Source organism: Pseudoalteromonas sp. XMcav2-N (genome assembly GCF_024124545.1).
Classification (GTDB): Bacteria; Pseudomonadota; Gammaproteobacteria; order Enterobacterales; family Alteromonadaceae; genus Pseudoalteromonas.
The window spans coordinates 19,950-30,670 of the sequence record NZ_JAMXSF010000024.1; the positions used below are offsets into that span (position 1 = coordinate 19,950).

The 10,721-nt window shown below is 48.3% G+C and carries 9 protein-coding genes; 6 read left to right on the forward strand and 3 right to left on the reverse strand.

Features of this window, described 5'->3' with window-relative positions:
- Positions 1–2: 2 nt before the first annotated feature.
- Positions 3–995 carry a hypothetical protein gene (locus tag NH568_RS22115; protein ID WP_253110358.1) on the reverse strand — a complete coding sequence of 331 codons (993 nt, stop codon included), beginning with the start codon at positions 993–995 and terminating at the stop codon, positions 3–5.
- Between the two features lie 269 nt (positions 996–1,264).
- Between NH568_RS22115 and fkpA the strand changes: the two genes are divergently transcribed.
- The gene (gene fkpA / locus NH568_RS22120) at positions 1,265–2,035 is read left to right on the forward strand and encodes an FKBP-type peptidyl-prolyl cis-trans isomerase (RefSeq protein WP_253110361.1); all 771 of its coding nucleotides are present in this window, start codon (positions 1,265–1,267) and stop codon (positions 2,033–2,035) included.
- A 119-nt stretch (positions 2,036–2,154) separates the two neighbouring features.
- Here fkpA and rsd read toward each other — a convergent pair whose 3' ends face one another.
- Positions 2,155–2,628: a sigma D regulator gene (gene rsd, locus NH568_RS22125; protein ID WP_138546565.1), complete on the reverse strand. Its 474-nt coding sequence runs from the start codon at positions 2,626–2,628 to the stop codon at positions 2,155–2,157.
- A 642-nt stretch (positions 2,629–3,270) separates the two neighbouring features.
- Between rsd and hemE the strand changes: the two genes are divergently transcribed.
- Positions 3,271–4,338 carry a uroporphyrinogen decarboxylase gene (gene hemE / locus NH568_RS22130; RefSeq protein WP_046006930.1) on the forward strand — a complete coding sequence of 356 codons (1,068 nt, stop codon included), beginning with the start codon at positions 3,271–3,273 and terminating at the stop codon, positions 4,336–4,338.
- Between the two features lie 76 nt (positions 4,339–4,414).
- Here the strand turns inward: hemE and speE are convergent, their stop codons facing one another.
- Positions 4,415–5,281, reverse strand: coding sequence for a polyamine aminopropyltransferase (gene speE, locus NH568_RS22135; protein WP_253110364.1), 867 nt, complete (start codon positions 5,279–5,281; stop codon positions 4,415–4,417).
- Between the two features lie 241 nt (positions 5,282–5,522).
- Here speE and speA point away from each other — a divergent pair, with 241 nt between their 5' ends.
- The 4 genes from speA (at position 5,523) to NH568_RS22155 (ending at position 10,627) form a co-directional block, all read left to right on the forward strand.
- Complete coding sequence (gene speA, locus NH568_RS22140; protein WP_253110368.1) at positions 5,523–7,403, forward strand: biosynthetic arginine decarboxylase; 1,881 nt, start codon at positions 5,523–5,525, stop codon at positions 7,401–7,403.
- A gap of 154 nt (positions 7,404–7,557) precedes the next feature.
- Positions 7,558–8,481, forward strand: coding sequence for an acyltransferase (locus NH568_RS22145; RefSeq protein ID WP_253110370.1), 924 nt, complete (start codon positions 7,558–7,560; stop codon positions 8,479–8,481).
- A gap of 23 nt (positions 8,482–8,504) precedes the next feature.
- Entirely contained in the window at positions 8,505–9,425 is a 921-nt protein-coding gene (locus tag NH568_RS22150) for an acetyltransferase (RefSeq protein WP_253110373.1), read from the forward strand.
- Positions 9,422–10,627, forward strand: coding sequence for a mechanosensitive ion channel family protein (locus NH568_RS22155; protein WP_253110376.1), 1,206 nt, complete (start codon positions 9,422–9,424; stop codon positions 10,625–10,627). Before NH568_RS22150 ends, NH568_RS22155 begins: the two co-directional genes overlap by 4 nt.
- Positions 10,628–10,721 lie beyond the last annotated feature (94 nt).

A 10,721-nucleotide genomic window follows, 5' to 3' on the forward strand; every position in this document is an offset into this window, starting at 1 on the left:
GGTTACTCTCTTGCAAATTGTTCTAACAGGCCGCTGGAACTTTCTGTCAGCAGGGTCGCATCGTCTCCTGTAAATGCGACATCAAAGACAACGGCAGACTTGGGGCGGCTCCCCTGTCGTGGTTTTACACGCCAGGTGGCAAGTTTTTCACCGTCTTCAACCTGCCACAGGGTGAGTTGTCGGTTTGGTGAACCTGTTGCAATTAACCGCCCGTCCTGATTAAAGCGAACGGCACTGAATATCTTTTGCCGCGCAATATACTGTAATTGTGCTTTGATTTCACCTGAAGTGAGCTGCCAGATACTGGCCTTTTTCATACTGTCCGCAGTAAACGCATAGCGCCCCTCGGGATCCAGCGCGACCTTAGTGACCCGGCTGGGGTGGTTAAAACGGTGGATCACCTGCCCAGTACGAGTGTCCCAAAAGTAAGCACTGTAATCGTTGGCGCCGCTTAATGCGAAGTGGCCATTGGGTGACAACGCAATACTATTAATTTTTTCTTGGTGACCAAGGAACTCTATGCGCCTGCCGCTATCTAAGTCGAGATGTACGACGACGTTGTCGCTGCGTCCGTATAGGACATAGCGACCTTCGTTGCTGATTGCGATGTCTCTGATGGTGCCTTGTTCTATCTGGTAATAGCCAATATTCTGGCCGTCAGATAAACGCCAGATGGCAAAGCGATCATTGGCTGCTGTGACGGCGCTGGAATTATCGTGGGCAATGGCCAGTGAGTGAACCAGTTCATCGGCCTGTTGGGACTGGGACCACTGATATTTTAGTCCATGTGTGGTGTTGTCCCATAAAACCACCCCATGTTCGATGGATGACACTAAACTGTAACGCCCGTCGTGTGAAATAGCGGCGGCGAATGCGCCTCGGGCGGCATGCTCGACGGTTAACAGGGCGTCAGAGCTGTCCCCTGAGCAGCCAGATAGTGATGAAATGATGAGTAATAAGGCAGTTTTTGCATTGTGCCGTAAAATTTTGGGCATAAATTCGGTATTTCCTCTTAACTCCATGATTTGCACCGAGTAGACTAGTGGGTAATTTGCAGAGGCCGCTCAACTGATATTAGCCTATCGGTACATGAATGTCGCCGATCACGAAATGAATTTTATGTCAAATTAGAGAAATTTGGCTTTATGCGCTTCGGATGTTAATGTGGCATCCACCCTTTTTAAGATTAATATAATTTTAACAAAGACACCCAACCAGGATAGTGATTGTCGCACTCTGAGCCTGGGTTTGTCGGAGAGAAAACATGAAACACACAATTAAGTTATCTTTAGTGGCTGCCGCGGTTTTGGCACTGACCGCTTGTAATCAAAAAGCAGAAGAAAAAACTGCCAAAGTTGAAGAAGTGAAGCTGGAAACAGAAGTTCAGCAACAGGCTTATGGTATCGGTGCATCGGTTGGTAACTTCCTGCAAAAAGACATGGCAGACAAAAAAGAGCTGGGTATTGAGTTAGACCGGGCTCTGATCATGCGTGGTTTCAAAGATGCGCTGGATGGCAATGCAAAGCTGGACGAAGCGAAAATTCGTGAAGTGCTGACTGCATTGGATTCATCTGTACGTGAAAAGCAAACTGCAAAAGCACAAGCAGATGCTGAGAAGAACAAAGCGGAAGGCGCTGAGTACCTGGCCGCAAACGCTAAGAAAGACGGTGTGACTGTAACCGAGTCAGGTCTTCAGTATGAAGTACTGAGCGAAGGTGAAGGTAAAAAACCAGTCGCCACTGACATCGTTAAAGTACACTACAAAGGTACTTTGCTGGACGGTTCTGAATTTGACAGCTCTTACTCACGCAACCAGCCTGCAACTTTCCCTCTGAACCAGGTTATCGCTGGCTGGACTGAAGGTCTGCAGCTAATGGCAGTTGGTTCTAAGTATAAGTTCACTATCCCTTCAGAGCTGGGCTACGGCGAACGTAACCTGGGTAAAATCCCTGCTAACTCAACACTGGTATTCGAAGTAGAGCTACTTGAAATCCAGGAAGAGAAAGACCACGGTCACGCACACGACTCAGAGTAATTTAGTCTTAGCCTAAGCCTCATCAGTCGATGGGGCTTTAATAAAGACCCAATAAAAAAGGACCAACGCGGTCCTTTTTTATTGTCTGCTTTTCTACTTTACAGAATCACTCAGTGTGATCAGTCTTCGCTGTGATTCGCATACAGGTTATCAATCAGTTCATCTTCGAGTGCAAAGCGCAATTCCAGAGCTTCTCCCAGTTCTGAGAGATCCTTATCAAAGTCTGACATCAGATTGTCTGGCTGCATTTCTGCATACTTGTCATTGAAGTCCAGTGCCAGATCGGTGGTATCTGTGATCCTGGGGTACAGCGACTGCGCCAGCTTCAGGCTTTGCGGGCCTTTCTCTTTGCAGGCTGCTACCAGGTTATCATAAATTTCGAAGTGCCCGGCTGACAGGTAATCCATCAGGATCTGACAAAAAGTCTGGATCTGTAGCTGGTCAGGCAGGGCGTGGTCATCCTGTTCGAAAGGTGACAGTCCTGCGACTTTACAATACAGCAGCAAAAGCTCCTGTCGCTCAGCTAACCAGTTGTCGATAACGCTATGGCTACCTCCCCACCTTTGTTGGGCTTGTTCTAAGCGTGACAGCATAGTTATCTCCTTAGCGGGTCATTATCTGCCCGTGGCTTGCCAAAAACATCGGCACAGATTGACCCAAAATGGGGTCAAAACTTGATAGTAAACACCGAAAACCGGTTATGCCGAAATTGTTTATCTGACCTCTATAAAAAGGAAAACTGATGCAAAGGTCAACCTATTTTTTTACCAAGTGAGCAATTTACAGGAAGTGTTTCTGATGTAGGTTCGGTAATAACTCTTGTTTACAGGTCAAACAGTTAAGTATTAGGTAGGGTGACTGACGATATGTTTAAAAAAGTTAAACAAAAAAGCCGCCTCAGGCGGTATTCCTGAGCGGCTATCAATGCAGTTTAGCAATAGAGCTTTATTATTATTGGTTTTAAAGGCGTTTTTATTCTTCTTAGCGCAGCAAATTTATAGCAAGCTTTTACCCTTGTTGCAAACAGTTTAATCGAGTGTTTTAAGTCTGGTTTGTAATTTGTTGAAGTAAAAGGGTTTTAATTTTGTTCTAATTGGATAAAAAGCAATCACTTTCTCTTGGTTCTGTTAATCCAGATCATACTGACGGGAATTTGCATGCTGTTTCAATAGTGACGTATTCAAGTTAATGATACAATCTGAGCAATTTTTACAGCATTGGAATGAAATTACGCTATGAGCGAGTTGAAAAATGATCGTTACCTGCGTGCGTTGATGAAGCAACCCGTAGATGTTACGCCCGTTTGGATGATGCGTCAGGCTGGTCGCTATCTTCCTGAATACCGAGCGACCCGTGCGCAAGCCGGAGACTTTATGAGTCTGTGTAAAAACGCGGAACTGGCGTGTGAAGTTACCCTGCAGCCATTGCGTCGTTACCCGCTTGATGCGGCGATCTTATTCAGCGATATCCTGACTATTCCGGATGCGATGGGACTGGGTCTGTACTTTGAAACAGGGGAAGGTCCTAAATTCGAACGTCCAATCAGCTCGCTGAGCGATGTGCAAAAGCTGCCTAAGCTGGATCCAACCGATGAACTGGGTTACGTGATGAACGCCGTGAGCACTATCCGTCGTGAACTCAAAGGCGAAGTGCCGTTAATCGGGTTCTCAGGCTCGCCGTGGACACTGGCGACCTATATGATTGAGGGCGGCAGCAGCAAGACCTTTGGCAAGATCAAGAAAATGGCGTTTGCCGAGCCTAAGACCTTGCACCTGCTACTCGATAAAGTCGCGGATTCCGTCATTGACTACCTGAATGCACAGGTCAAAGCTGGTGCTCAGTCTCTGATGATCTTTGACTCATGGGGTGGGGTACTAAGCCCACGCGACTACAAAGAATTCTCGCTACAATACATGCATAAGATCGTAGATGGTCTGATCCGTGAAAACGATGGTCGTAAAGTACCGGTCACTTTGTTCACCAAAAATGGCGGCCAGTGGATTGAAGCCATTGCGGCAACGGGCTGTGATGCGGTTGGCCTGGACTGGACAATCGACATCGCCGATGCCAGACGCCGCGTGGGTGACAAAGTCGCACTGCAAGGCAACATGGACCCGTCTATGTTGCACGGTACACCAGAGCGTATTCGTGAAGAAGTACAGCATATCCTGTCTGGCTATGGCCAGGGATCAGGACATGTGTTCAATCTGGGTCATGGTATTACTCCAGATGTGGACCCTGAGAATGCAGGCGTGTTTATTAACGCCGTACATGAATTCAGCCGTCAGTACCATCAGGAATAACTGACAGGCAAAAAACAAACAACCCGGCAGATGCCGGGTTTTTTATGTCTGGACAAATGCTGCCAGTGAGCAGGCATTAATCTTTGCTTTCAAAAGCACGGCGCATAAATCCAGGGGTTGCCAGGGCGCCTTTGTGTATTCCGGTATTGTAATATTCGGTGTCAAAGCCAGCTTGTTCGGCGTCCTTTTCGCGGAAGCCGTTAAACATCTCGCCTTTACGTGCCAGCGTTGCTGACCACAGACCACTTGGGTAGATAGGTTGCGGGAATGGCAGCGTTTGCAGATCAACAAAGCCGACATCCAGCATGGCCTGGCGCATTTCTTTTAGCAAGGTCATATGCATCAGTGGAGATTCGCTTTGCTGAACCAAAATACCGCCCGGGCGCAGTGCTTTCAGGCAGCTGGTATAAAATGCATGGTTAAACAGGCCTTCACCAGGTCCGACCGGATCGGTACCATCGACAATAACCACATCAACGGATTCTGGCGCTGCGTTGTGCATATATTTGATGCCATCATCAAACATCACGGTGGCACGTGGGTCATCGTTAGAGGCACACAGTTCAGGAAAATACTTTAATGACATTTGCGTAACGACTTCGTCAATGTCGATTTGAGTCACGGTTTCTACGTCCGGGTGCTTGAGTACTTCACGTAGCGTACCGCAGTCACCACCACCGATGATCACTACATTCTTGGGTGCCGGATGAGAAAATAAAGCCGGGTGGCTTATCATCTCATGATAGAAAAAGTTTTCCCGGGTACTGACCATAGTACAGCCGTCGATGATCATCAGATTACCAAAATCTGTAGTCTCGTACATTTCAACATTCTGAAATGGCGACTGGATCTCGTCCAGTTTACGGTTGACGCGCAATGAGAACGCGCTGCCATCACGGTCGCTGATCTCAGTAAACCAGCGGTTTGCTTCTAAATTTGACATTGTTGCCTTCATGCAGATGTAATTTTCAGAGATTTTGCCAGCGCTTTCGCCCCAGCTCAATCTATTTTAGCGCATAAACGACGACTCGGTTAGGAACAAAGCAAGGCGAAAAAGTCGTTCGGCCCGGAAAGCTCGCCAAAATGACGGGCCTGTTTTGTTGCTTGGTCTGGCAAAAGATTGTCACATCTTGGCCTTAAGTATTAAAATACGCAGTCTGTAAAGCTAGTTAATAGAGATTGCCATGACCTGGGGTTTGCAAACCGCGCGTGCTACTTATAACGTCACTCACTGGAGTGAAGGATATTTTGACATCAATGAGCAGGGGGAGCTGGTTGCCTATCCCGATGGCGATCGCGCAAAACCGGCAATTTCACTGGTTGAGTTAACCGAGCGCTTCAAGGAGCAAGGCCTGACTTTGCCCGTGCTGGTACGATTTACCGATATTCTCAATAGCCGCGTCGAGACCATGACACAGGCTTTTTCACAGGCAACTGCAGCCAAATCTTATCAGGGGCAATACACTTGTGTTTATCCTATCAAGGTAAATCAGCAACGCTCCGTAGTCAGTAAGTTACTGGCACATCCGAGCGGCCTGGTTGGTCTTGAAGCCGGGTCTAAACCCGAACTCATGGCGATACTGGGCATTGCCAAAGATCCTATCACCATTGTTTGCAATGGTTACAAAGACAGCGAGTTCCTGCGCCTGGCGATAATCGGCCAGGCGATGGGCCATAAAGTGCAGATCGTGATTGAAAAGCTCTCTGAGCTGGATACTTTGCTCAAGGAGATCTCGACTCTGGGCATTGAGCCGGCCATTGGCATTCGTATTCGTCTCAATTCCATTGGCAAAGGAAAATGGCAGAACACAGGCGGAGAAAAAGGGAAGTTTGGTCTGACGGCCAGTCAGGTACTCAGTGCGGTGGACAAGCTCAAAGCGCAAGGCAAACTGCACTTAATGCAACTGGTGCACTTTCATATTGGCTCGCAGATAGCCAATATCCGCGATATTCAGCGCGCACTACGTGAGTGTGCCCGCCATTATGCCGAGCTGTCTCAGCTGGGTGTGCCATTAAAAACAGTCGATGTGGGTGGCGGTCTGGGTGTGGATTACGAAGGGTCCGGGTCTCGCAGTGCCTGCTCAATGAACTACACCGTGGCTGAATATGCCCGCAATGTAGTGGGTGCTTTTGCTGAAGTGGCGGAGCAGCACGGGCTGCGTCATCCGGATATCATTACCGAATCCGGCCGGGCACTGACGGCACACCATGCAGTGCTAATCACCGATGTGATTGACGTGGAAAAAGCGCCTTATCAGGCCAACCCCAGTGCGCCAACGCAATCAGCACACCATATCCAGCAGGAGCTGTGGTTATCATTGCAAAGGCTGACTCCCAGACTGGCGATAGAAACATACCATGATGCCATGCACCTGTTTGGTGATGGTCATGATCAATATGTTCATGGCCTGATTGGCATGCAGCAATGGGCACAAATTGAGCAGCTGTATTTCACTATCTTACAAAGAGTCAAAGAAAGCCTGAATATTCATTCGCGCTCGCACCGCGAAGTGCTGGACGAGCTCAATGAAAAGCTGGCGGATAAGCTGTTTGTGAACTTCTCGTTGTTCCAGTCGTTACCGGATGTCTGGGGGATCCAGCAGCTGTTCCCGGTAATGCCTATAGCGGCGCTGGACCAACCTCTGACACAACGTGCGGTGATTCAGGATATCACTTGTGATTCAGACGGCCAGATCCGGGAGTACGTAGAAGGGGCGGGGATTGAATCCAGCTTGCCTATTCCGCCTTATCAGCCGGGTGAGCAGTACCATATTGCAATGTTTATGGTGGGGGCATATCAGGAAATCCTCGGCGATTTGCACAACCTGTTTGGCGATACCGATTCGGTTCATGTGGAACTCACTCAGTCAGGCTACGAGCTGAGCAATGCCATCAAAGGCGACAGCGTTGAAGATGTACTGAGATTTGTACACTATGACAAAGCCGCACTGGCAGAGAATTTTACCACGCAAATCTCTGCACTGGCGGTTGATGAGGCGACTAAAGCCGACTATCTGGCGCAGCTACATGCCGGACTCAGTGGTTATACCTATTTTGAAGACTAAGTTCCCGTCCATTCGTAAGTAAGTACCGGCTGCCCCACGAACCTTGGCAGCCGAGGCCCCGGTATGATGTAATAGGGCCAGCTTGTTTGTCTAAATATATGGTCTGAGTGTGCAATCACTCACACCATCGTCAGTCGTAGTAAAGGAACATTGCATGTCGTTAATCCGTCAGGTGCTGGGGTTACTGTTATACGCTATTAATACATTGGTCTGGTTTATTCCTATTTTTTTATTGGGGGTGATCAAACTCTTACCAATTGCGCCTTTGCAAAAAGTCGCCAGTCGCATTGCCAAAGGGTGTGCCAGTTTGTGGGTTGCAGGTAATAATCTCAACCAATCGGTTGTTTCGCCATTTCAACTCAATGTGTCAATGCCAGAGACCGTGAAAGCGAAGGACTGGTACCTGGTTATTGCCAACCATCAGAGCTGGGTAGACATATTGATCTTACAGCGGGTATTGCACCGTAAAATTCCTTTTCTGAACTTTTTTCTGAAAAAAGAGCTGCTTTACGTGCCTGTACTTGGGCTTGCCTGGTGGGCGCTTGATTTTCCGTTTATGAAACGGACCAGCAAAAGTCAGCTGAAGAAAAACCCTAAGCTCCGTGGTAAAGACGTTGAAACCACGCGTAAGGCATGTGAAAAGTTCAAAACTATGCCGGTGAGTATCGTCAACTTCGTCGAAGGGACGCGTTTCACAGAGCAAAAGCATCAGCGCCAGAATAGCCCTTTTAAGCACCTGCTCAAACCAAAAGCAGGTGGTATCGCATTTGTGATGCAGGCAATGGGAGAGCAGATCAATCAGGTGGTGAATGTGACCATCCACTATCCTGGTGGTATTCCCAGTTTTATGGACTTTGTAGCTGGCCGTGTTGACGAGGTTAGCGTGCAGATAGAGTTGATGCCAGTCAGTCAGGATTTGATTGGCGACTACAGTAATGACAATGAATTCAGGGTGCGCTTTCAAAGCGAGCTAAACCGTCTGTGGGGGCAAAAAGATCAGCAACTAGAGGTGTTGGCAGCGGATCACAGCCGGGATATTGTGTCTGCCGAACAGCATGAAAAGTCGCAACAGTCCTGAGTTGTTGAGGTGATGGAGGTGGTATGTTGAAAAGGTTTTTACCAGCCTGGCTAGCAGGATCGCTGGCTACTATGATACTCCTGGTCAACACCCTGCTGTGGGGCGTTGTCGTATTTGCATTGGGATTGGTAAAGTGTATTTTGCCACTGCGCGGTGTGTCAGACATACTGCACTGGGCATATAAAGGCTGGTGCCGGGGCAATCGTCTGGGCCTTCAGCTTGGTTGTGCAGAGGTCGTGCTGGACTTGCCTGAACAAATGAGTGAGCAGGCCTGGTATATGCTGGTGGCCAATCATATCAGCTGGTTAGACATTGTGGTGCTTAGCGCACTAGAGCGATTACCGGCACCTAAATTTTTTCTTAAAGATGAACTCAAATACGTGCCGCTGATCGGCACCGGTGCGTGGGCGCTGGGCATGCCCTTTATGAAGCGTGCAAGCAAGGCGAAAATCGCTAAAAACCCAAAGCTTAAAGGGATGGATGTCGAGCGTACGCGGCACAGTTGTCGTCATTTTCGACAGCACCCTACGACGGTGATTAATTTTGTTGAAGGGACTCGTTTTACCGCACAAAAGCACCAGCGTCAGGGGGGAGAGTTTCACAATTTGCTCAAGCCCAAAGCGGGTGGAGTGGCTTTCGCGTTAGAAGTATTAGCACAGCAACTCGACGGCATGCTTGATGCTACGGTGATTTATCAGAGCCCGGATCAGCATATCTGCCGCAGCTTTATGTGTGGCAAATTACAGCGTATCGATGTGCGTATCCGACTATTATCGATGGCCAGTGTGCCACTGGGCAACTACCAGACAGACAAGCAATATCGGGTGGCATTTCAGGCTTACCTGAATCAGCTGTGGCTCGACAAAGATGCGCAACTGACTGCTTATTGGGAGCAACAACAGGGTCGGGGCACGGTGTGTGTCGATGAGGTGAAGCAAGCATGAAGGTAACGCACCTCAGTGAAGTGCTGGCTCCCTGGGTCGGCTCAACCTCCTATTCAGGTTTGCTGATATTGGGCACCAATGTGCTTGCGCTGGTGATCTTGCTGTTGGTCTTTTGGTTGATCCGTCAGTGGCTACTGCCGCGTATTCAGCACTTTTTAAGTGAGTACTCAACCTCTAAAATCGGTTTTCTTGCCCCCTATCTGAGTAAATTCAGCGGACGTTTCTCGTTGATGATGTGTACGCTGATGTTTATCGCGTTCAAAGAAGCGCTGTTTATTGCGCCGCTGTGGTTATTTAACGTGCTGGGCGTGGTCTCTCAGGTTTTGCTGGTGATCAGTATAGGCTTCTTGCTGAGCAGCTTAGTTAATATAGTGAACGCGATATACAACCAGCAGCCATTTGCCAAAAGTGTCCCTATTCAGAGCTTAGTGCAGGTCAGCAAACTGTTGATCTTTATTGTCTGTGCCATTTTAGTGATCAGCCTGGCGATAGATAAGTCGCCAACCTATATCTTGTCCGGGTTTGGTGCCATCGCCGCCGTGACCTTATTGGTGTTTAAAGATACCATTTTGGGGTTAGTGGCCAGTATTCAGATTGCGGCTAACCGCCTGCTGGCAACCGGAGACTGGATCCAGGTTGATGCATTTGGTGCCGACGGGGAGGTGATCGAAGTCGGTCTCAATACCGTGCGCGTGCGCAACTGGGATAACACAGTAACCACCATTCCTACCTATAAAATCATTTCTGACTCATTTAAAAACTGGCGGGCCATGCAGGAGTCCAACGGACGCCGGATAAAGCGAGCTATATATATTGATTTTGATTCTATCCACTTACTGAGTCCGGATGAGCTGAGCGCGCTGGGCCAGGAGTTGCCTGAGGTGGCAGAGATTGTGCAGCATAGTACTGAGCAGCGCTGGAGTAATGTGTCTTTGTTTCGCCGCTATGCCGAAGCTTATCTAAAAACGCATCCACAAGTGAATCCGGAATGTTTGTGTATGGTGCGAGAGTTGGCCCCCACGCAGTATGGTTTGCCTGTAGAGTTATACTGCTTTAGTCAGGATAAACGCTGGGTACCATATGAACATTTGCAAGCCGACTTGCTTGATCATGTGCTGACGGTGATGCCCTATTTTTCGTTGCGACCTTACCAGGTTATTTCGAGTCATCAAAACGAAATAAATCACAAAAAACCAGAGTAAGCCGCGAGACCTTGTGTTATCTTTACGATTAAGATTTTATCTTTTTATGACATATTTGTGACATGGAGACGAGTTAGGTTGCTGAGTTGCCCAA

What these genes read in the sequence shown, in the direction of transcription:
- rsd (WP_138546565.1), bottom strand. Translation starts at nt 2,628, where the DNA reads ATGCTGTCACGCTTAGAACAAGCCCAACAAAGGTGGGGAGGTAGCCAT.
- NH568_RS22150 (WP_253110373.1), top strand. Translation starts at nt 8,505, where the DNA reads ATGTTGAAAAGGTTTTTACCAGCCTGGCTAGCAGGATCGCTGGCTACT.
- NH568_RS22115 (WP_253110358.1), bottom strand. Translation starts at nt 995, where the DNA reads ATGCCCAAAATTTTACGGCACAATGCAAAAACTGCCTTATTACTCATC.
- speE (WP_253110364.1), bottom strand. Translation starts at nt 5,281, where the DNA reads ATGTCAAATTTAGAAGCAAACCGCTGGTTTACTGAGATCAGCGACCGT.
- NH568_RS22155 (WP_253110376.1), top strand. Translation starts at nt 9,422, where the DNA reads ATGAAGGTAACGCACCTCAGTGAAGTGCTGGCTCCCTGGGTCGGCTCA.
- hemE (WP_046006930.1), top strand. Translation starts at nt 3,271, where the DNA reads ATGAGCGAGTTGAAAAATGATCGTTACCTGCGTGCGTTGATGAAGCAA.
- speA (WP_253110368.1), top strand. Translation starts at nt 5,523, where the DNA reads ATGACCTGGGGTTTGCAAACCGCGCGTGCTACTTATAACGTCACTCAC.
- NH568_RS22145 (WP_253110370.1), top strand. Translation starts at nt 7,558, where the DNA reads ATGTCGTTAATCCGTCAGGTGCTGGGGTTACTGTTATACGCTATTAAT.
- fkpA (WP_253110361.1), top strand. Translation starts at nt 1,265, where the DNA reads ATGAAACACACAATTAAGTTATCTTTAGTGGCTGCCGCGGTTTTGGCA.